General features: G+C 34.2%; 20 protein-coding genes and 1 pseudogene. 14 read left to right on the top strand and 7 right to left on the bottom strand.

From position 1 onward, the window contains the following. Positions 1 to 397 precede the first annotated feature (397 nt). Positions 398 to 775 (top strand): hypothetical protein, encoded by a 378-nt coding sequence (locus SLH52_RS21490; protein WP_320211250.1) that lies wholly within the window; start codon positions 398 to 400, stop codon positions 773 to 775. Between the two features lie 127 nt (positions 776 to 902). On the opposite strand, the gene SLH52_RS21485 is transcribed toward SLH52_RS21490, so the two are convergent. Continuing rightward, positions 903 to 2260 (bottom strand): IS3 family transposase gene (locus SLH52_RS21485; RefSeq protein ID WP_320211249.1). Its coding sequence is split into 2 segments (ribosomal slippage): positions 903 to 1804 and positions 1804 to 2260, totalling 1359 coding nucleotides; the frame shifts between segments, so codons are not numbered across the junction. 216 nt (positions 2261 to 2476) lie between these two features. Next, entirely contained in the window at positions 2477 to 3169 is a 693-nt protein-coding gene (locus tag SLH52_RS21480; protein ID WP_320211248.1) for a M23 family metallopeptidase, read from the bottom strand. A 368-nt stretch (positions 3170 to 3537) separates the two neighbouring features. Here SLH52_RS21480 and SLH52_RS21475 point away from each other — a divergent pair, with 368 nt between their 5' ends. The 5 genes from SLH52_RS21475 (at position 3538) to SLH52_RS21455 (ending at position 8163) form a co-directional block, all read left to right on the top strand. Further along, on the top strand, positions 3538 to 4110 hold the full coding sequence (locus SLH52_RS21475; RefSeq protein WP_320211269.1) for a VanZ family protein: 573 nt from the start codon (positions 3538 to 3540) through the stop codon (positions 4108 to 4110). Between the two features lie 16 nt (positions 4111 to 4126). Next, positions 4127 to 5005 carry an alpha/beta hydrolase gene (locus SLH52_RS21470; protein ID WP_320211247.1) on the top strand — a complete coding sequence of 293 codons (879 nt, stop codon included), beginning with the start codon at positions 4127 to 4129 and terminating at the stop codon, positions 5003 to 5005. A 395-nt stretch (positions 5006 to 5400) separates the two neighbouring features. Then, positions 5401 to 5979, top strand: a complete 579-nt coding sequence (locus tag SLH52_RS21465) for a cupin domain-containing protein (protein ID WP_320211246.1) — start codon at positions 5401 to 5403, stop codon at positions 5977 to 5979. 618 nt (positions 5980 to 6597) lie between these two features. Then, on the top strand, positions 6598 to 7386 hold the full coding sequence (locus SLH52_RS21460) for an MBL fold metallo-hydrolase (protein WP_320211245.1): 789 nt from the start codon (positions 6598 to 6600) through the stop codon (positions 7384 to 7386). A gap of 342 nt (positions 7387 to 7728) precedes the next feature. After that, positions 7729 to 8163, top strand: a complete 435-nt coding sequence (locus SLH52_RS21455) for a hypothetical protein (protein WP_320211244.1) — start codon at positions 7729 to 7731, stop codon at positions 8161 to 8163. A 514-nt stretch (positions 8164 to 8677) separates the two neighbouring features. On the opposite strand, the gene SLH52_RS21450 is transcribed toward SLH52_RS21455, so the two are convergent. Both SLH52_RS21450 and SLH52_RS21445 read right to left on the bottom strand, forming a co-directional pair. After that, a complete protein-coding gene (locus SLH52_RS21450; RefSeq protein WP_320211243.1) occupies positions 8678 to 9160 on the bottom strand; it encodes a hypothetical protein in 483 nt (160 codons plus the stop codon). A gap of 318 nt (positions 9161 to 9478) precedes the next feature. Further along, positions 9479 to 9727, bottom strand: a complete 249-nt coding sequence (locus SLH52_RS21445) for a hypothetical protein (RefSeq protein ID WP_320211242.1) — start codon at positions 9725 to 9727, stop codon at positions 9479 to 9481. Between the two features lie 505 nt (positions 9728 to 10232). Here SLH52_RS21445 and SLH52_RS21440 point away from each other — a divergent pair. From SLH52_RS21440 to SLH52_RS21425, 4 genes are all read left to right on the top strand, one after another. Further along, positions 10233 to 10883, top strand: coding sequence for a bifunctional transcriptional activator/DNA repair enzyme AdaA (locus tag SLH52_RS21440; RefSeq protein ID WP_320211241.1), 651 nt, complete (start codon positions 10233 to 10235; stop codon positions 10881 to 10883). After that, positions 10873 to 11421: a methylated-DNA--[protein]-cysteine S-methyltransferase gene (locus tag SLH52_RS21435; protein WP_320211240.1), complete on the top strand. Its 549-nt coding sequence runs from the start codon at positions 10873 to 10875 to the stop codon at positions 11419 to 11421. The genes SLH52_RS21440 and SLH52_RS21435 overlap by 11 nt, the downstream gene beginning before the upstream one ends. After that, positions 11414 to 12127, top strand: coding sequence for a 2OG-Fe(II) oxygenase (locus tag SLH52_RS21430; protein WP_320211239.1), 714 nt, complete (start codon positions 11414 to 11416; stop codon positions 12125 to 12127). Before SLH52_RS21435 ends, SLH52_RS21430 begins: the two co-directional genes overlap by 8 nt. A gap of 99 nt (positions 12128 to 12226) precedes the next feature. Further along, positions 12227 to 13045, top strand: a complete 819-nt coding sequence (locus SLH52_RS21425) for an SPL family radical SAM protein (RefSeq protein ID WP_320211238.1) — start codon at positions 12227 to 12229, stop codon at positions 13043 to 13045. Positions 13046 to 13186: 141 nt separating this feature from the next. On the opposite strand, the pseudogene SLH52_RS21420 reads toward SLH52_RS21425, so the two are convergent. Further along, positions 13187 to 13297: pseudogene (locus SLH52_RS21420) on the bottom strand (helix-turn-helix domain-containing protein); the annotation flags it as partial. A gap of 174 nt (positions 13298 to 13471) precedes the next feature. Between SLH52_RS21420 and SLH52_RS21415 the strand changes: the two are divergent. The 4 genes from SLH52_RS21415 (at position 13472) to SLH52_RS21400 (ending at position 17838) form a co-directional block, all read left to right on the top strand. Beyond that, a complete protein-coding gene (locus SLH52_RS21415) occupies positions 13472 to 14716 on the top strand; it encodes an MFS transporter (protein WP_320211237.1) in 1245 nt (414 codons plus the stop codon). A 14-nt stretch (positions 14717 to 14730) separates the two neighbouring features. After that, positions 14731 to 16062 carry an ATP-grasp domain-containing protein gene (locus SLH52_RS21410; protein ID WP_320211236.1) on the top strand — a complete coding sequence of 444 codons (1332 nt, stop codon included), beginning with the start codon at positions 14731 to 14733 and terminating at the stop codon, positions 16060 to 16062. A 427-nt stretch (positions 16063 to 16489) separates the two neighbouring features. Further along, positions 16490 to 17215, top strand: coding sequence for an alpha/beta fold hydrolase (locus SLH52_RS21405; protein ID WP_320211235.1), 726 nt, complete (start codon positions 16490 to 16492; stop codon positions 17213 to 17215). Between the two features lie 149 nt (positions 17216 to 17364). Continuing rightward, complete coding sequence (locus SLH52_RS21400) at positions 17365 to 17838, top strand: NUDIX hydrolase (RefSeq protein WP_320211234.1); 474 nt, start codon at positions 17365 to 17367, stop codon at positions 17836 to 17838. A gap of 833 nt (positions 17839 to 18671) precedes the next feature. Here the strand turns inward: SLH52_RS21400 and SLH52_RS21395 are convergent. Together SLH52_RS21395 and SLH52_RS21390 are read right to left on the bottom strand one after the other, a co-directional pair. Continuing rightward, the gene (locus SLH52_RS21395; RefSeq protein ID WP_320211233.1) at positions 18672 to 19469 is read right to left on the bottom strand and encodes an alpha/beta hydrolase; all 798 of its coding nucleotides are present in this window, start codon (positions 19467 to 19469) and stop codon (positions 18672 to 18674) included. Positions 19470 to 20085: 616 nt separating this feature from the next. Next, the gene (locus SLH52_RS21390; protein WP_320211232.1) at positions 20086 to 20568 is read right to left on the bottom strand and encodes a hypothetical protein; all 483 of its coding nucleotides are present in this window, start codon (positions 20566 to 20568) and stop codon (positions 20086 to 20088) included. Between the last annotated feature and the right edge of the window lie 206 nt (positions 20569 to 20774).

Here is a 20774-nt window from a genome sequence, read left to right as displayed (position 1 = left end):
ATGTATCCTTCGTTCAACTCTATCTTAGGTTGAAAGAGTTTGGTTCTCTAGATTAGCATACTTCATTATACTAAATATGTATAAAGGACGGAATGAGAATTAAGAATGATATATTAGTACAACTTTAGAATGAGAGGTTAGTAATCCATGGAAGATAAATCAGCTAGGTTTGAGTATGTTAGTATATGTAAACCACTAATTTTGTACAGTAAACCACAGTTTGGACAGTAAACCACTGAGTTTGTACAGTAAACCACTAATTTTGGATACTGAATTTATTAACAAAGTGAAAATTCTTTTTTATAGATCAGACTAAATAAGAACACATAAATAATATGGTATATACTTAATTTTAACTTACGAATATGGATAGGAATTCATTTGGAGGGGGAGTAGATTGACCAAAAAAGACGTATCATATATTTTATTATTTATTTTTGGGGTGTTATTGGGTAGCTTCTCTATTTATATGCCTGCTTTAGGGTATAAAAATATTGAGTATATTGAACAAACATCTAGTTATCAGATTACTAATTATAGTTGGTATGGTAAAAAAATACATCAAGAAACTTTTGATGGAGATAATAAGGAAGGGTTGATGATATATCAAAACCAAAGAAGAATTCAAAAAATAGAAGCTTGGATAATATTTTTTTCAATAGCGTCGTTGGTGTTATGGAGGTTTAGAGATAAGAAATTTCGTATTTATGCCTGTGTCTTTTCAGCGATTGTATTTATAGTAATGGATATTGTATTGGTAAACAAATTCAATTAAAACAAGGATTTCTCCCTAACCTTTATTCACCATAATAGATAAGTATAGCTTAAATATTAATATTATCCACAACCTGGCGCAAATCTGAAATTGAAGTGACCCCAAAAAGTTAGACACGTTATTAAATTTATGCAACTTTGGCATGAGTTCGGTATTGTACTGGGCTCATGCCATTTAATTTACCTTTTATCCTTTTATGATTATAGTAATCTATATACTTTTTTAGTTCTTCTTTAAAATGTTTTATATTTTTAAATTCGTTTAGGTATAGGAATTCTGATTTCATTATTCCAAAGAAGTTTTCAATCACCGCGTTATCATAACAGTTTCCTTTTCTAGACATGCTTTGAGTGATTCCTAGATTTTTGAGGGTATCACGAAATTGTTTCATCTGATAGTGCCATCCTTGATCAGAATGAATAACTAGTATATCTCCCTCTGTTATACGTTTAAGAGCTTGATCTAACATAGTTGAAACAAGAGTATAGGTCGGTCTTGTTTGTAGCGTATATGTGATGATTTCCCCATTATATAAATCTAACATCGGAGAAAAGTATAATTTTTGACCAAATAATTTAAACTCAGTAATATCTGTTGCCCATTTATTATTTGGTCTATTTGCTTGAAAATTTCGATCCAAAATATTAGGGGCTATTTTCCCAATATTCCCTTTGTAAGAACGATATTTCTTTGGGCGGACAACACATTTTAACCCTAGTTCTTTCATAATGCGCTGAACCTTTTTGTGGTTTAGTTTGTACCCTTGATTCATCAATTCATCTCGAATACGACGGTATCCGTATCGCCCTTGATGTTCATGAAAGATGGTATGAATCAATGTTTTTATGTCTGAATCTGGATCAGGTCGATTCCTAACTTTTACCCAATAATAATAGGTGCTACGAGGAATCTCTGCGATAAATAATAGTTTTTTCACGGGAAATTCATGCCTTAATTCATAGATTACTTGTGCTTTGTCTTGTTTGGTAATTTTCCCTTGTTTTGAACTAAGGCATTCAACTTTTTTAGATAAGCATTTTCCATGCGTAATTGTTCTAATTCTTGTTGAAGTGCTTCATAAGAGCCTTCGGTCTGCTTTTCATTTTTTCTTTTCTTATTATTTTGATTTTTCATAGACTGACGCCCCTCTTTCTTTGAATGTAGGGCATCAAATCCTCCTCTTTCATAAGCAACTTTCCATTGTCTAAGTGTTTCTGGAGATGGGATGTGAAAAATTGCAGCCGTTTCTCTGATAGACGCCCGATTCTCTTTCATATAAGTAAGTACGTCTAGTTTAAACTGTGCAGGGTGACTTGTATAGTTTTTAATAAAAGCGTCTTCACCATAAGCCTTGTACAATTTCACCCATTGATGAAAATTACTGTGGTGAACCCCTATAGATTGAGCAATAGATTCACCACTGTCTTTCCCATTAAGAAATTGTTTTACCGCATTAATTTTTACTTCAGCAGAAAATTTACTCATAAAAACAACACCTCTAATTGATAGTTGTGTCTAACAATTGGGGTGCAGTACACAATTAGGATTAGCGCCTTTATTATTTTAGGACCAGATTGTTGAGAAGCGATGGATGTATAAAAACTAGGTGTTATTCTTCTAGAAAGATAGTTAGAGTTAATTTATAATGACCTTTTGTTGATCTAAAGAGATTAATTTCAAAGTGTTTAGTATTCGGGGCGACTAAACAGAAAATCTTATTCTATCTTTATCTGTGGGAATACCATTAAACACTTTACGCCATTTCCCGTTCTGAAATAATTCATATTGTTCAAAAGCACAAGGTAACCCATTTGCAGTGACTATATCACTGCTATCCATGAGCTGAAAATGTAAATGGGGGCCAAAAGAATTACCGGAATGACCTACTTTACCGATGACATCCCCCTTTTTCACGTTTTGACCAACTGAAACCTTGATTGACCCAGTTTGAAGATGAACTAATCCAGCAAATACATTATCATCACATTTCATAATGATGTAATTCCCAGCAACAGATTGTATATTGTCTTTGCTTGGATCAAAAGCATAGGCAGCTTTTAATGCAACATACAAGTCTGAAAGTAGATGCGCCCTTACGCGCTCCTTGTAACCATCCTCCGTCTTGACAATGAGCCCATCACAAGGCGCATGCACATCCTTACCCCAACAGTAAAAATTATTCAGAGGAGCGCCTAAAAGAAAATATCGTAATGGATGAACACGATAGCTGGGCCAACCTTTTCTGTCCCAATTCACTTGCAAAAAATCGTAAGCATATCGTGTTCCTAAGCGGTTTGATCCGTGGCTCGGAATTCTTTTTCCTGGAGTATTCGGAGAAATCCACTCACCTCTTAAAGGAAATTCTACAATTATCGGCTTACTCACTTTATCCATGTTAACTTACACTCCTTTCGCTGTGATTATGGCGCAAGTAATAAAATTTAATTTTTGTGTATATAGAGAAAGATAATGGCTCAGAAGGTAGATTGTATAAGAAATTTTTTTTTAAAAAAACGTACATTTTCTAATTGGAATTATTGGAGTTTAAATTTTGTCATGGAATGAGAGGTGATAGTAATGCAATATCTTTAAAAATGATTATAGCAAATGTAATTGAAATCTAAGAATTATCTTTTAAAGATGTATCTAAACTACTTATGATAAACTTAGTTTATCAGAATTTACCAAATGACGAAATATTCATTGTTCCATGAATAGGCAGTAGAATTGAAAAAGAAGCAGGGGGAAGTAATTTGTTTACAGTGTATGATGTTGTTGTAATCGGATCTTTATTTTTGTTGTTCTATATTATTGTAGATTTTATTATGAAAAAAACTAAGGATATAGTAAGGAGACTGATTTTTTACAGTTTTGTTTTCTATTTACTTAATGTAGTTCAACTAACTACTGGAGGCATCGTGTTCCCGCCTCAAAAGGACTTTCTACCAACTACTCAATTAATTCCATTTTATTTTATTGGTGACCTGTTTAGTATGTATCGTATTAATGGTTTAGATTGGTTTTTTTGGAATTCTTTTAAGCTAACATTGTTTAACTTGATTATGCTCATGCCTCTAGGTGTTTATATGTCTTTATTTTATAAAGTGAAACGAATATCTAGAGTATTTTTAATTATATTCCTTGTAAGTCTTACTATTGAAACTATTCAACTCACTTTTACTTACTTTGGATTGGTAATGGGTCGAGGATTTAATGTAGATGATTTAATTGTTAATACTTTAGGCGGTGTAATTGGATTTGTACTTTTTGGGCTGACAAAGAAAGGGGTTTTTACGATTATATCGAGCCTTAATACCAAAAAGGAGATAATGTAGAAAATTGGGGGCTATTATGAGGAGTAATACAATTTATAAAAGTGAAGAAGGTAAACAATTTATTCAAAATCATTATGAAAATTATTTACAGACACTGAAATTTAATGTTGAACGAATGTATATAGACACAAGCTTTGGTAAAACCCACATTCTTGTATCAGGTCCAACTCAAGCAAAACCATTATTTATCTTTCAGGGAGGTAACTGCATTAATCCTATGACAATGTCCTGGTTTTCTCCATTAACAAGCGAGTACAGAGTATATGCTCCAGATACAATTGGTCATCCAGGTTATAGTGATGAAAATAGAATTTCTGCAAAGGATGACAGTTTCGCTCTTTGGATAAAAGAAATGATGGATTACTTAAATATAAAAAGTAGTGCATTTATTGGCCCATCATACGGGGCAGGTATTATATTGAGACTAGCCACATTTATGCCGGAAAAAATAGATTGTTCCATCTTAGTTTCACCAGCAGGGATAAAATTAGGTTCTAAACTTAGTATGATTAAGGATATTTTACTTCCTTTAATTTTATATAACATCACATCATCAGGTAAACATCTTCATAAAATCACAAAAATTATGTCTTCCGATTCAATGAAGGAGCATGACAAAAAAATTATAGGTGATGTTTTCAAATATGTAAAACTTGAACAAGATATGCCTAAATTAACTGAGAAAAAAGAACTACTAAATTATAAATCTCCTACATTAACTATAGCAGGGAAAAAGGACATTTTCTTTCCTGAAAATAGATTGAAAGAAAAAACAAAAGAAATCATACCAAATTTAATATCATTCAAATCATTCGATATGGGGCATTTTCCTTCCGAAATTTATTTAGAAAAATTAAACAATGAGATAATTGAGTTTCTTAAATTTTATTACTAAAGACTATAGTAATCACCTAGACTCTTTTTGAATGAGATTATTATTAATGTTAAATCCAGTATTAAAAATAAAAATCTTAATCATTTTATTACTCAATTAGAACAAGATGCAGAGATGTTTAATTTTGTAATATTTTGTAATGGAACTTTGTCTGTTATGGCAATTGAAACTGAATATCATGCTTAAACTTGATTGCGATTAAGGGAATCTGAAGAGATACTGTCACTCCCTACCAAAGTCTAATCCAACTTAGACAACACAATGGGTGAAAGAATTTAAATCGATAAAGAAGGTTTACTTCCTTTAAATATACATTGAGTCAAGTACACTCCTCTATTACAGCACATAAGATAATTTGTAAATAACAATTAATTCATCTGAGGGGATTGATAGAAATGTTCTGTGTGCCCTATATGTATCAACATTCTAATAACGTGGTGAATGGACCAATTCTTACTTACAGAAATCCTACACCTTATTGCGCTCCTTCTAATAAGATATATAGCCCGTATCCACCATTTTATAGTCATAATAGGCTTGTGTTAAGAGATTATGGAGCAAACCCATTTGTTTTAAATATCAATGAAGCTACCAAACAAAATAATACGTACCGTACAGCAATCTGGACGGGTAAACATTTTCAAGTTACATTAATGAGTCTCAATGTTAGTGAAGATATTGGCTTGGAAATTCATCCTAACACTGATCAATTTTTAAGAGTTGAACAAGGTCAGGGAATTGTACAAATGGGTAAGCAGAGAGAAGATTTAAGTTTTCAAAAAAGAATTTTTGATGACTCTGCCATAATGATCCCTGCTGGAATGTGGCACAATGTGATAAATACAGGCAATGTTCCTTTAAAGCTATACTCGATATATGCTCCACCAAACCATCCATTTGGTACGATTCATAGGACTAAAGCAGATGCAATGGCTTTAGAAGAAGGTTATGGAAATAGAGATGGAATTCAGTAGTTCTTCAGAATAGTTATTTAAAACAGTAGAAGATTATGTAACCTCCCTGTTCCGTGGCATGAAAGGAGGGTGAGCAGGGAGGCTGGCAGAAGGATCGTATAAAATATGGTATGCCAATTATAAAGAATAAGCATGTACTGGTGTACTAGGTAATTTACATCGATTTTTATCTTTTTTAAGAAATTTATCTAGAGAAATATCTATTCTACAAAATTGCGAATAATGAGATGAAAATATTCACACTTTTATTCACCCAAAGTCGGTTTTCGACATTAAAACATGTTATTTCGACAGTATAGCACCGATTTTATTTTAGACAGTATTACCTCGGTTTCGGACAGTAAAACATGTTTTTCTGACAGTATATTATCTTGATTTTATTTCTTCCGTAATACTACAGGGCGCTAATCAATAAAGATTAGCGTTTTTTATATTTTAGGACACGAGTAACCTTCGTTTATACAGGTACAACTTAGCCTCTCCTTCTATAATTCTTATATTTACTTTCAACAAACCCTTTCAGTATAATTGGATTGGTAAATTAAAGAATGTAAGTTTGATATTGTAAAATAAATATTAATAATTACATTTTTATATGAAAAAAGGAGAGGGTAAATTATGACTTTGATAAAGGATAGATGGTTTACGGTTCAAGAAATAGGTAATTCAACTTTTGCTATAAGCGAATATGGGCATTGGGAAAAAGTCCATTCATTTTTATTATTAGGTGATAGGGAAGCTGCATTAATTGATACAGGACTTGGTATTGATAATATCAAAAGGATTACTGATCAACTTACTTCATTACCTATAAAGGTTTTAACTACACATGTACATACTGATCATATTGGAAGCCATGGGGAGTATAATGAAATTTATGTACATGAGGGAGATAAAGACTGGTTGGTGAATGGGATCAGAGGATTATCTATAGAACAAATAAGAGAACACATAAGTAGAGACATAACAATACCGACGCCAGAAACATTTAACCCTAATACATACCAACCTTTTCAAGGTGAGCCGACAGGATTATTGAAAGATGGTGATGTAATTGATCTGGGTAACAGGCAGCTAGAAATTTATCATACTCCTGGACATTCGCCAGGCCATATATCAATATTTGATAGATTAGAGAAATATCTCTTCACGGGTGATTTACTTTATGATCAAACACCAATTTATGCTTATTATCCTTCTACCAGCCCTGTTGATTTAGTTGATTCTCTACAAAGAATATCAAATATTGAGGACGTTATGATGATATATGGCTCACATAACTCATTAGGTCTTGAAAAAAACATACTGAAGGAAGTTAAAAAAGGAATTATCTATTTAAAAGAAAATAAGCTTGTGAAATTTGGAACAGGATTACATAAATTTAATGGATTTAGTGTGCAGTTTTAAAAGAGTTATTATTAGAATTATCATGAATTAGTGTATTCTGCTTTAGGGCACTTATTATATAACACGAAAGACGTCTCTTAATATGGGTAAAAAGATTGAGTGAATTTTAATCCTGAAATAATTGTAATTCCTTTGCTGACTTAGTTAGATGCTGAGCCTATACAAAAAAGATCAAATTCCCTCTCTGTTACAGGATGGGGATTTAATAAATTCTAAACGAGTCAGTGGATATTGTGCTTACTAGAGATTAAAGTTGTAACCTTTTTGTAATCTTCTTTTAAACAAACCGTAATAAAATACAATCATCAAGAAGAAAAAACAAAAAATTGGAGGTTATACAACATGATAAAAATCATAATTGCTAGTATGTTAACAATGTCATTAGTCGGTGGAGGATTAGTATATCAGAAAACCGATTTTGCAATAAATGATAGTCAGGTTACATTATCTGAGATAGAAGAATCACAAGAGAATCCGATACGAAAAGAAGATATGGAAAATTTTGATGAACTAATGAAGGAGCAAATGGCAAAGTTTAAAGGTCCAAATGAAGAGAGTATGTACGATTTGTTAAATCGTACATTTGAAAATCCAGATTGGACCTTTGAAAGTGATGATTATAATGCAATGCTATTTCATGGGACACAGAATGGTAAAGAATATTATATATTCTTTTACTATCAACAAGAAGATATAAATATAATTTTAGATGGAGAAAGCATAAGAAAAACAAATGAAGAGTTTAATGAATGGTTAAGTTCGGAGTTACTTTTATAAAGGCTCTTTTCGTAAGCTTTGTTGCTAATGTTACCAAATTCGTACAATAAAAAGTGTTTTTATATGGTAGTCATCTTTTTACAGATGAAAAGGTGCCACGCTCGCTATTTATGTCGTGAAAAACTGTGACGAAAAGTTCATAACGTAATACCAATAGTTGTTGTATCACTCTGTGAAGTAATGGGTTTTACTACTCCTCTTTAAATACAGGGCGCTAATCTGAAAAGATTATCGTCTCTTTTATTTTCGGGACATATTGTGGAATAACAAGTTTTTTTTGATTCATAATATTGTAGGTTGTAGGAGGACTCATATATCAAGATAAACTTAATTGCTTGCTAACAATAAACTGAAAAATAATAAAATCCCATCTTCGTTACAGAAGTGGGATTTTTAAAATTCTATACCTAGGACAAGTAGCCAACACGTTCCATAAGAATTAGCTAATACCTTGGGGATGAAGCAGTGAATGATTTTTACTTTCAGACTTATTTTGTGTGTTATTTTTAAAAAATTAAGTGCAGAAAACAGTAGCATTTAAGGAACGAGTTTGGAACATTAGTGAATCAAATATTGCTGCTCCAGCAACCACAGTGCTGTTATCTATAAATACACGATACACATGTAAACCTATTCCTGTTTTATCTGTCCAAGTATGGTTAGGGATTAATGATGCTCTATCAGGATTATTAAAACCTTCGAATATATTAACTCTTTGTCTAGCTGTTACCGTGGATAGATTAGAAAAAGGCCCATTATTAGTAGAGCGTTGAAGAATGTAGTCAAATTCAACAAACGTAGTACCTTGTGGTTGATTGACTGGGTCAGTGAGGGACATTTCAGAAGTTAAATCAAGTTTAACTTCAACATCTTGTTGCTTAAGTAGTACTTGTAATGATAAGGAATTTGAAGTGACATCGCTAAAATCGACTTCAGTTTCTGTTTGAGTTTTAAATAATCGAGGATATTTATCATCTTTGCACTTACAGTTTCCCATTATTACATCAGTCCTTTTAAAGAAGAATCAGTTGTATTAGTAAATGTTGAAAAAAATATATGCAGCTGATAAAAGACCAAATTTAAGAATATGGAAGCACTTGAATTATTGAGTTTATTAGATTGGAGGGGGCTATTTTAATTAGATGTGCTAATACTTATTCGAAACAATGGAACCATACAGAAACTGAGAACATCTTTAAGTAGAAGCTATTCTGCCTTATGATCCACGACTGAGAGAATGGTTAAAAAAGATAGACAAAGGATTGTCTAAGTCAAAATAAAATATCAGTTTTCTAGGAACAGTTATCCATGTCCTTCAATCCTTCTTAACATTAGCTAAAGCAATTGTTGATGTAAGGAATACTGCAATTGATCCGAATAATAAAATTATCATTATAAAAAAAGCTGCTACTGCATCATCTCCAAATGATTCTAGTAGACCGATTGGAGACATAGCCGTCACAAAGGAAAAAGCTAGAATAAAAATAAAAGAAATAGCTTTAGTCACTTCAAGGTGGTATATGTTAAGATTTTTAATTTCTTTATAATTAGGTTCTTCTGACAATGTTATCACCCCTCTTTTTTTGTTTTGGGTAATTATACCATGGTATTTTATCTGAAACTATATGTTCAATTGTCTTTTAAAACAAAAAAACCTTTTGGAATGGCTTTTCTTTAGAGTTTTGGATGGTATGGTATTTTATCATAATCTGTAACTAAACTACATGGTCCGCTCCTTTTAACACATATTGCTCGTGTTTACTCCTTACACCATAGTTCATAAAATACTGAAGGTATTTGTCACTATGCTGTTTTACACTTTGACCAGTTATCAGGTGACGTCTTTAGGATTCCAAACAATATATGAAACGTTGACCCGATCCTACAAGTGTATATTTGGGACGAGTTGAAATCGAACTGTTACCTTGATTCACAGGTTTTTCATCGTGATCTGACTACGTATGAGAACAAACAACTTGTCATGGGAATTTCGTTATCTTGCTATTACATTCTAAAATACGTACATAAGCTTGGTTTCAGGTTTATACTAAAGCTAGAGGTGATTCAAAATGACAGAAGATTGGAAAACGAATCCGCATTGGGCTTTTCAACAACCAGACTCTGACAAGCCAATTCTATCTGCATCTGTTTCTGATGAACAATGGGAGGCCATAGCCACTAATGATGTTTCTTATGACGGACAATTTTTTTATGCAGTGAAAACAACAGGGATTTTTTGTCGCCCTTCTTGCAAATCAAGATTACCTAATAGAGAAAACATTGGCTTTTTTGAAAATGTTGATCAAGCATTAGCTGCACATTTTCGCCCATGCAAACGGTGCAAGCCAACCGGGAAAAGGTTGCCAGACGAGGAGTGGATTGCTTTCATAACGGAATATGTGGATAGCCACTACAATGAAACTTTGACGCTTGAAGTCCTTGCGCTTATGAGCCACGTATCTCCTTATCACTTGCATCGAACGTTTAAAAAAATCAAAGGCATGACCCCAGTGGACTACATTCAGCATATCCGAATCGAAAAAGCGAAAATGTTATTGACTACTTTCGATGACCCGGTTGCTGAAGTCGGTAAATCTGTCGGACTTTCCAATACGCCTTATTTTATTACGTTGTTTAAGAAGAAAATTGGACAAACGCCGGAAGCCTATCGCCGACAGCAAAAACAACGCTTGAAGGAGGCTTTTTCAAATGACACTTAACAAAAGCGGCTCTCTCTATTGGTCCTTGTTTTCTTATGAAAACTGGAAGATTTACATTGCTGCAACAAGCAGAGGCTTATGTTTTGTCGGATCACAAAATCAACCATTTGAAGAATTGGTGAAATGGGCAGATCATTCCTTTCCTGGATATGATCTGATTCAAGGTGACGAAAAATTGCAACCTTTTACAGATGAGCTTATTCGTTATTTTCAAGGAAATCTCATCCGTTTTACTATTCCAATCTATTATCGCGGAACATTTTTTCAGGAAGTCGTATGGAAGGCACTTTGCGATATTCCGTACGGTCAAACTCGATCCTACTCGGATATTGCTCGTCAAATTCGAAGACCTACTGCGGTTCGGGCGATTGGGAGGGCCATTGGAGCAAATCCCGTCCTAATCACGGTTCCATGCCACCGTGTTATCGGCAAAAATGGATCGCTGACGGGATATCGAGGCGGAATGGAAATGAAAACACAACTGTTGGAACTTGAACGAAGCTCAACTACCAATGAGAAGGAGCAACAATATGTCTAAACAACATATAACATCTTTATCCGATCTCAAATGGGCCGAGCTGCATCAAATGCTTGATGAACAGGGCTACGCGAAACTGCCGCCTCTTTTAAATACGGACTCGTGTGCTAGGCTTATCAAAGACTATGAAGATGAATCTCTATATTGCAAGACCATAGATATGAAGCGATTTCGTTTCGGAATGGGAGAGTACAAATATTATCAAACTCCTCTTCCTGATCTATTACAGCAACATCGCGATAAATTGTATCCGGAGCTTGCGAAGGCGGCCAATCGTTGGTTGGAACAGTTGAATAGATCACCTAAGTACCCAGAAACCTTGGCGATGTTTCTTGAACAATGTCATCAGGCTGGGCAGAATCACCCCACTCCACTAATTTTGAAATATGAAGTAGGAGGCTACAATTGTCTCCATCAGGATTTGTACGGTGATATCTTCTTCCCTTTTCAAGTCGTGTTTACTCTGAACCAACGAAATGAAGATTATACAGGCGGTGAATTTTTACTCATCGAACAGCGACCACGGGCACAGAGCAGAGGTCATGTTATTACGCTGAATCAAGGTGAAGGTCTCATCTTTCCAACCCAACATCGACCGATATTAGGTTCGCGTGGATATTACAGGGTGACTCTGCGACATGGCGTTGGCACGATCACCTCTGGAACGCGGTATAGTTTGGGGGTTATATTTCATGATGCGAAGTAAATCCAAACCGACATGTCCTCCAAATAATCATGTAACAAATCGGAATTGCTACTTCTTGTCTAATCCGTACGTAAAATATGATTTAGCAGGTGGTTGCAGATGACAATTGAGTATTTATATAAAACGCCGAAAACATTGCTGAATAAGGGAACTGGTTTTTTGTCCGGATATAGCCACTCATTGAACCCATATACGGGATGCGCATTCGCTTGCTCGTATTGCTATGTGCGGCAAATGCCTGTCTCTACTTTTCGTAACGCAGAATGGGGAACTTGGGTAGACATTAAAAAAGATGCTGCGTCCACATTCCAAAAAGAATTGCTCAGAGCTAAGACCAAAGGGCCGGTCACCATCTTCATGTCATCTAGCACGGACCCATATCAATCAATCGAACACAAGGAGAAAATTACGGAGTCTTTACTGAAAATCATGGTGGAAAATCCTCCGGACTTCTTGCTTGTTCAAACACGAAGCCCGCTTGTTCGCAGGGACATTAAGATGTTGCAACAGTTGGGAGCCAAGGTTCGGGTAAGTATGACAGTAGAGACCGATAGAGAAGATATTCGCAAGCATTTTGCGCCCTACGCTCCTCCTATTCCGGCAAGGCTTAAAACACTTCAACTGCTTGCGGAATTCGGTATTCCTACACAGGTTGCCATCGCACCTGTATTACCGAGTAGCGAGCGATTTGCGGATATATTGCGGCCCTTGGTTAACCGAGTATGTATTGACGATTATTTCATGGGGGACGGCAGTGGTGGTAAACGAACACACAAGTTGGGCTTACAAGAATTATATAGAAATCTGGAAATGGAAGAATGGTATGATCCTTCCGTCTATCAAATGGTTTATAAGCGAATGCGGCAGTATTTTTCAGAAGACGAACTTTTCATTAGCCAGAGGGGTTTCGAACCCTAGTGCTAACATAATGACCACCTTGTCTTCATTTTGGAACTAAAAATGTGCTGAAACATCTGTGATACAAATGTTATATGAAAAATATGGCTTCACCTTATCTTACTTACGCCGTACAGGATCTTTATATGTATCATTTCATGTAGCCAAAAAATGATTGTATACAAAACGACTGCAACCTATGGTTTTAGCAATGAGTGTTTTTTGTTCTTTGTTTAGTTAAATTAGAAATTTAATGGCTTTATTGACGAGCACCGTCTTCACCTAACCTATCTATTAATAGGTTGAATATATGATATGACAAGTGATTTTATGCTTACACAATGGTCATTCACCCCCACTCAATCTTCACTCGCTTTGCATTGTTTTTGTTTGAAGTGGGGCTCCTCTAACTGGAAAATGATAAATATGAATTAATGGGGTTGTATTATGAAAAATAACAAACATTTTAATTTTTACAAGCTATGGCTAGGACAGTCTATAAGTTTGCTAGGTACCCAGTTTACATTAGTAGCTTTGCCACTTTTTGCATTAGAGGTACTAGAAACAAGTGAGGCGAATGCTGCCTTACTTCGTGGGATTATATTCATACCCTACCTAATTTTCGGATTAGTAGCCGGTGCTTTAATAGACGTCCTTCATAGAAAAAAAGTTTTGCTAATTTGTAGTATATGCCAAGGCATTTTATTTTTATCAGTATTCTTACTGACTGTAACAAATATAATGACGTTCCCTTTATTGGTGTTTCTCATGTTTTTAAATGGCATATTTACTACTTTTTACAACATTGCAATTCCTTCTTTCTTACCGGAAATATTAACAGGTAAAGACAACTTGAAAAAAGGAAATGCTCAACTAGCTCTCTCGGAGTCTCTTTCTATAGTAATTGGTCCTATGCTAGCAGGAATTGTTATTACTCTAGCTGGATTAACAGGCTCTTTCACTGTTGACGCAGTTACGTATTTTGTTTGTTTTGTATTTGTATTATTTATTTCAAGGTTTAAACCGCATACAGAAGGCTCTTTAAAAAATGTAAATATAAAATCCATATATATCAACATATATGAAGGGTTGATATATTTTAAAAAACATCCTGTATTAGAACCAATTGTAAGTTGTGGCGCTGTTTACGGCTTTTTTAAATACATACTAAATAGCATTTTAGTAATATTCCTTTATAAGGTAATGGGTCTATCTGAACTTGAAATAGGATTTATTATAGGCTCAGCAGCGGTGGGATTTTTAATAGGCAATACGATACTTATGAAAAAAAGTCAACAATTTAATAATACAAAAGTGCTTATTTATAGCGCTACTGTTTCAGTTATCGGTCTGTGCTTTATACCGATAATGGGATATTTAGGAACCGTTATCGGTATAGTAGCTGCAAGTATCATACATGGTATGGGAGAAGGTGTATTTGGTCCTTACGCTGCAACCATACGACAACTTGCCTCACCAAGCCATATGCTAGGTCGAGTAAATGCTGTACAACGTACGCTTAATTGGGGAGCTTGGGCATTGGGGAGCTTTGCAAGTGCATTGTTAGTTTCTATATTTGGGCTTCAAACTACGTTATTTATAGGAGGCTTCGGAACAACGTTGTGTTTAATGGTGTTGCTAAGGCGAGGCGTATCAAAAGGAACCAACATTGAATATATGAGTTCAATTTAGAGGAGATGATTATGATGAATAAGATATTAAAAGGAACTGACATAGAAAATACACCACACATTTTATTTGTAGGGGGATGGACAAAGCCTATACAAGATGCTTTAGACAGGGGGTATAGTGTTTCGTATATAGGGTCTTACACTAAACACATATATTTCGATGGAACGATCTTAGAAAAGTGTTTCTATAAAAAAGAAATAGACACAACAAACATACCAGTATGTGTATACTATGCTGAAGAATTGTACACAGAGAATCAGTTTGATATGGTCGTATCTTTCAACGAAACGGCCTTAGATACAGCTTCTATAATTGCAAAGATTTTTGATGTTAAAGGAGCTTCTTTTAACGCTAATATGATAACCCGTAATAAAGACATGATGCGTGAAATTCTAGCAGGCAAGGACTTTTCGATAGATTCAATAGTTTGCAACAATATAAAAGATATTGATGAATTTTTGAGCAAAAAAGATAGTATTATAATAAAGCCCCTGATTGGTGTAGGTGGTAAAGAGGTATCTAAGCTAGACATAGGAGATGACGTAGAGGTATTTATTAAAGATAACGGTATTCAGCTACCTACTTTAGTGGAAGAGTACGTTGAAGGTGACGTGGTTTATACGGTCGAAGCCGTTTCTTATAACAAAAAACATTCTATACTAGCTATATCGGCTGAAATATTTAAAGAAGATACGTTTTTAATAAACTATACTATTATGCCGGCACCTATAGATGAATTTCAAAAAAAATTAATCATTGAGAAAGTAATGCTATTTTTGGACGACATGCAGCTGGAAGACGGCATTACTCATACAGAGGTAAAGATAGACAAACAAAATAACCCAATAATCATAGAGTCTCAAGTCAGAATAGGTGGAGGAAACATTTGGAGAATGGTAGAATTAACAACCGGGATATCTCAATTTGGATACTATTATGATGCGTTAGCAACTAAAACTATCGATGAATATAGATGTGTACCTTCTAAATGTCAAGCTATGTCTTTAAGTTTGATTCCAAAACCAGGTTGCTTAAAAGAAATTAAGTATAAAGGGTTAGCTAACATATCTGAGGTCGTATTAATTGATCTATTAGTAAAAGAGGGCGACACTATACCAGCTATTGTAGACAGTACTCAGCGTAAAGGATATATATTATTTGTGGCTAATGATATAAAACATATGTACGAAGTTGCAAACAAAATATGTGACAATATAACGTTTGTTTATCAGGATTTATCAGAATGGAAACCTTCTTTTAAAAAAATATTTAAAAGGAATGTGACACATGACTGGTCTTTATCACATGAAAAAGGACAAGTTAAACCACAACTGTCGATTAACTAAAAATAGGTAGACTACTCCCGTAAATAAATTCATAGCTTTTCAATAATAGAATTCATCTTAGAATACCAATTGATGAGTAAGTTGCTTTCAAGGAATCTTCTTGAAAAGAGACAAAGGATAGCATTTGGAAAACATACCGTTCTGCTGTTTGACCTACCATAAGGTAGTAGTTGCGGATTGTCGAGCTCTTACGGGCACAATGTACCCTGTTGAGTTTTATTCCGCAACTTTTCTCATCGTTACTATTATAGTAAATACAATTAATATAATAGTTTATCGTAACATTTCAACAAAGTAGGCTGTCAAATTCTAGTTTGTAATAATGAAATGATCAACACTGAATCATACATGTTTAAGGATAGGTCAACATATTTTATTAAATTTTCCTTGTATTAAGAAACTAATAATTTGTGAGAGGAAGGGCTGGATGGAAAAAGCTGTATTTGTGCAAATTGGTGATTATAAACTATTTGCACAATTGTTTGGGCAGAAAAAAGATAAACCAACTATTGTAATGGAATCAGGGTATGGAGAATCATCAAAAACTTGGGACTCTATAATCCAAGAAGTTTCGAAGCTAACTGAAGTACTTATATACGATAGAGCTGGATTAGGGGAAAGTGAAAAAAGTTCTAATCCAAGAACAAGTAGAGAGATGGTAAAAGAACTAAAAGAACTAATAAATCAAGTGAAAATAAAACCGCCTTATATATTAATAGGTCATTCATTTGGCGGAGTAAACGCACGGATTTATGCTACTAAATATCCTAACGAGGTTTGTGGATTAATTTTAATTGACTCTACTCCAGAGAATTATAGAGAAAAGTTTCTTCCAACCATGTCCAAGGAGTTTCAAGAATCATATAATAACCAATTTATTTATGAAGGTAATTATGATGAATTTATGGAAAGCTTAAAACAGCTAAAAGAATCCAAAATGAAATTAAATGTACCTTTAACTGTTCTGTCAGCAGGAAAAAAAGATCATTACTCCAAAAAATCTCAGGAATTGTGGAATGGAATGCAAAGAGAAATTCTTGATATATCTTCAAACAGTGATTTTATCAATGCTGAGAATAGCACTCATTATATACATAAAGATAACCCGAAAATTGTCATTAATGCCATAAAACAAATGATTAATACTTTTTAGTATAGTTTACCTGATTTTCAGTAAAGGGTCCGTAATTATAGATATTCAATCTTGTGTTTCAGAATTGGGTTCAAAGTTCTTATTAGAGAGGGAGGAGAATCAAATTTTGATTGTCAAAAAAAGCTATAAAAACAAGATAAGGGGGTGTTGTGTTGGTTAATGTAGAAGTACCGTTAAGATGTACAGGTGTTGCGGCTGTATTATTAAAAAGAGTTGGAGCAGATTACAAAGTTCTATTGCTTAAACGTGATACAGCAGTTTTACAAGATGTTTGGTGTTACATAGGTGGTAGTATAGAAGAAGGAGAAAAAGCGTGGGAAGCTGCTCTCAGAGAAATTGAAGAGGAAACAGGGATTACTTGTAATTCACTCTATACATCGAATCTATTTGATCAAATTTATTCACCTCAAGAAAATTACATTTATATTGCTCCGGTCTTCATAGGTTATGTGGATGAAACACAAAAGGTAAGTTTAAACTATGAGCATAGTGATTATAAATGGGTTTCCTTCAAGGAAGCATTTGAAACAGTTTCATTACCAGGTAACGAAGAAGTACTTCGTTCTATAGAAAAACACTTTGCTAATCGTAAACCATTACATAATCTACGTATACAACAATAGAAGCGCTTCGGCAGTATTTTTACTTGCTTGTATTTTTAGTCTATTAATCTTTCTATGGGTTCGAAAATCCCCTTTGTGGAAATTGGTATAAACATAAGATGGATTTTAAATAATTGGTAGCAAACAGCTGACTGAGCGAGTAATTAGCATATTGAGTAGAAAATGAATTACCTTATTCGTATAGGTTACGGCATTTGGCAAGACAACAATGGCTAATCAGCTTGCTGAAGTACTTCGAAACAGAAGTGAGAACGTGAATAAAACGAGAATCTATCATTTTCATAATCCAAAATCAAAGATTACACAAGTATTGATGAGTTTCAAGAACATAAGGTTATACTCGGGACCACACAAAAAATAATGCCATAATCTTCAGCTTTATGACGCGATGACCTTAAAATCATCGTGTTTTTGTATACACCAGAAAGTTGTTGTAAGCAACAAATCATTTTAGGAATTATAAGTATTAAATAAAGAAGTAATATTTTCATAGGTGGAATAAATATGACAAAACTAATTGTTGTTCTTAGTAATTATAAACCAAATTGGGTAAATCAATTTGGATATGAAAAAATAGAATTCTTAATGTTCTAGGTGATAACATTGTTGGAATCGAACATATTGGAAGTACTTCTATAAAAGGGATCATACCTATTAGGGTCAGGATTTTTCTAATTAGGTATGATTCTTCTATAGATAGAGAAAATTTAAGCTTTCAAAGAAGAATTTATGATAACTCCGCCATTATGGTACCTGCTCGAATGTTGCACAATGTATAATACTCCCTGGCATCATACATTGTGTTGCAATTCGGTAGAAGCGTTGCCGATTTCTTAATTGTTGACTAGTAACAGAATCTCTTCTTTGACTGTTTGCCAGGCGGAAGAGGTAGTATTTGTCAACATGAGATGTTCTGCAGTAAGAAGGTTAACATATTTTACACTATCTCCTGCACTTTCTGCTTCACGGTGAAAGTGATCACTAATTCCGATCGGTACGTGGATATCAAGTGCACCATGAATAAGTGTCTGGTGGACACCGATTGGAAGAAGTTCAACAGGAGAAGCATGTTTGTAGCGCGTTGGATATTCCTGTGGCGACCCCCCAATTAATTCAGCTGTTGGATTATCTGGTTCGCGAGATAGCACCATGTCACGATAATGATGCACACCATGCATCATTTCAAGGTCGTTCACTCCGGCAAGGCTAACAGTACCGCGAATAGAGATAGGGTCTTCGATGAAAAGCTCGCTATCCCTTGCAATACGATGGCGTGCAGCAATCCAGGTCGCGAGATGACCACCAGCGGAGTGACCAACTGTGACAACTTTATTCAGGTCGAGTGGATAAGATTTTGAAAGGGTACGTATGTAGTCACTCGCATTCGCAGCATCAATTAATGTACCTGGCCAACCTCCACCTTCTTGACCAGTGCGACGGTATTCAATGTTCCATGTTGCGATCCCGCTTGCTGTTAAATCCTGAGCAGCTTTTCTCATTCTCTCAAGAGTGACTCGTTTTCGCCAGAATCCACCGTGAATGACAATGGCGACAGGATGAGGTCCTTCACCTTCAGGAAGAAGTAGTTCACCAAATTGATTTTGGTTTGTTCCGTAAAATATTTTTTCCATTCTTCTTTCACCTCAATTGTTGATGATTGATTCCAATTTTATTAAAACATAGTTTTTATTCGAAACAAAGTTATATTAAGAAAGCCCTTAGTCAACTTTGCCCCTGTCTTTGGAGAAAGAAAGTGGTTACTAATTAATTTGAAAGATTTGTCTAAACAACACATCTTTGCTCGTTATTTTTAAGATTAAAAAGTTATCGTTATTGGACAATAATTTACAAGTAATTATTCTTAATTAAACGTAAGAGGACTTTTCTTGAAAATTGAATTTGTAAAATAAATGAATGTATATATGATATTGTGAGGAAATTTAAAGCTAAATTTAATGGAGAAAGAGAGGGTAAAGTTATGTTGAAGAAAACGTTAGATGTCATTTTAGTATTAATGGCTATTACTTCCTTCTACATCATTTGTTGAAAAACTAGGAAATAACCCTAGTTATTGGCGCAGAAAACTATTCAAGAACAATAGCTATAGGTATTGTATCTGAAAGACAACAAAAAAAGTCTTAGGTTGAATAGGAGAATCCCACCTTTTTTCAGACAAAAAGAGGTTTATGGAAATGAATAACGATGAAATGAACTTTCTAGCTAATAATATTAAATTCCATTCCATAATCAATATGTCAAACCCTTACTATCAGCTTCTTTCTCTTTACTAGTCCCAATAATCCCAGAACCGATAACAATACCTATAGCTGTTCCAAAACCTGGACCTAGAGCTACACCGACTCCAATATTATCTATTCCCGATCCTATAATCATTCCCATAATCAATCCAATACCGCTGCCCATGGCAATCCATATACCTACATAACGTCCTATTAAAGCTCCTTTTTCGACATACCCGAATTCTTTTTCAACAGCCTCCTGGATGTTGTGAAAATATTGTCTATACACTTTAATTTTGGTTTTATTGTAATGTTGTATGACTTCTGTTAGAAGTTTCTTTAATTCATCAAAATCACTCAATAATTTATGATTAGGTTCATCTTTAAGCATGTTTAGCATTCGCATCAATACATCAATCTTAAGTTTCTTTTTCTTTTGTTCATCCAATTCTTTTACTAAATTTTCTATTTCTATAATATATTCCTTCATTTTTCCACCCCTTGATTAACAAATATAGTTTACCTATGGCTAAACTTTAAATAAAAGTAGTGATCATGGTACAAGGATATATATTTTATATAGGTACTTCTTTGCTCCATTGTTTCTTTGAAAATGAATTTAATAAGTTAAAATAGTTTTAACAATTGATATGCCCAAATTAATCTAATTATACATGAGGAGTAATTAGCTCTTTA

Source organism: Cytobacillus sp. IB215665 (assembly GCF_033963835.1).
In the GTDB taxonomy this organism is placed as follows: Bacteria; Bacillota; Bacilli; order Bacillales; family SM2101; genus Nanhaiella.
Note: the sequence above shows the minus strand (reverse complement) of the source record. Positions and strands in the feature narration are given on the sequence as shown.

Coding starts and splice junctions, on each gene's coding strand:
- SLH52_RS21480 (WP_320211248.1), bottom strand. CDS start 3,169: ATGGATAAAGTGAGTAAGCCGATAATTGTAGAATTTCCTTTAAGAGGT.
- SLH52_RS21470 (WP_320211247.1), top strand. CDS start 4,127: ATGAGGAGTAATACAATTTATAAAAGTGAAGAAGGTAAACAATTTATT.
- SLH52_RS21465 (WP_320211246.1), top strand. CDS start 5,401: ATGTTCTGTGTGCCCTATATGTATCAACATTCTAATAACGTGGTGAAT.
- SLH52_RS21460 (WP_320211245.1), top strand. CDS start 6,598: ATGACTTTGATAAAGGATAGATGGTTTACGGTTCAAGAAATAGGTAAT.
- SLH52_RS21455 (WP_320211244.1), top strand. CDS start 7,729: ATGATAAAAATCATAATTGCTAGTATGTTAACAATGTCATTAGTCGGT.
- SLH52_RS21450 (WP_320211243.1), bottom strand. CDS start 9,160: ATGGGAAACTGTAAGTGCAAAGATGATAAATATCCTCGATTATTTAAA.
- SLH52_RS21440 (WP_320211241.1), top strand. CDS start 10,233: ATGACAGAAGATTGGAAAACGAATCCGCATTGGGCTTTTCAACAACCA.
- SLH52_RS21435 (WP_320211240.1), top strand. CDS start 10,873: ATGACACTTAACAAAAGCGGCTCTCTCTATTGGTCCTTGTTTTCTTAT.
- SLH52_RS21430 (WP_320211239.1), top strand. CDS start 11,414: ATGTCTAAACAACATATAACATCTTTATCCGATCTCAAATGGGCCGAG.
- SLH52_RS21425 (WP_320211238.1), top strand. CDS start 12,227: ATGACAATTGAGTATTTATATAAAACGCCGAAAACATTGCTGAATAAG.
- SLH52_RS21415 (WP_320211237.1), top strand. CDS start 13,472: ATGAAAAATAACAAACATTTTAATTTTTACAAGCTATGGCTAGGACAG.
- SLH52_RS21410 (WP_320211236.1), top strand. CDS start 14,731: ATGAATAAGATATTAAAAGGAACTGACATAGAAAATACACCACACATT.
- SLH52_RS21405 (WP_320211235.1), top strand. CDS start 16,490: ATGGAAAAAGCTGTATTTGTGCAAATTGGTGATTATAAACTATTTGCA.
- SLH52_RS21395 (WP_320211233.1), bottom strand. CDS start 19,469: ATGGAAAAAATATTTTACGGAACAAACCAAAATCAATTTGGTGAACTA.
- SLH52_RS21390 (WP_320211232.1), bottom strand. CDS start 20,568: ATGAAGGAATATATTATAGAAATAGAAAATTTAGTAAAAGAATTGGAT.